1 protein-coding gene is annotated in these 302 nt (G+C 68.2%); it reads right to left on the reverse strand.

Translation table 11 applies throughout. The annotated features are described in order from the left end of the window. A partial coding sequence (locus tag RHOFW104R8_RS14790) for an Ig-like domain-containing protein (RefSeq protein WP_235605152.1) occupies window positions 1–302 on the reverse strand: 302 nt, incomplete at both ends.

A 302-nucleotide genomic window follows, 5' to 3' on the forward strand; every position in this document is an offset into this window, starting at 1 on the left:
CCAGCGCGTTGTCCACGTAGAACTCCACCTTGGTCACGCCCACGTTGTCGCTGGCGCTGGCCGACAGCGTGATGGCGCCCGAAGTGCCGCTCTCCGACGCGCTCACCGTCGGCGGGGTGGTGTCGACACCGGTACTGTTGGACACGCTGAAGCTGACCGTGCTGCTGGTGCCGACGTTGCCGGCCGCGTCGTAGGCCTTGGCCACCAGGCTGTGCGTGCCGTTGCTCAGCGTGGTGGAATCCAGCGTGGCCGTGTACGGCGCGGCGGTGTCGGTGGCCACCAGCGCGTTGTCCACGTAGAAC

This window comes from Rhodanobacter sp. FW104-R8, assembly GCF_001617365.1.
In the GTDB taxonomy this organism is placed as follows: domain Bacteria; phylum Pseudomonadota; class Gammaproteobacteria; order Xanthomonadales; family Rhodanobacteraceae; genus Rhodanobacter.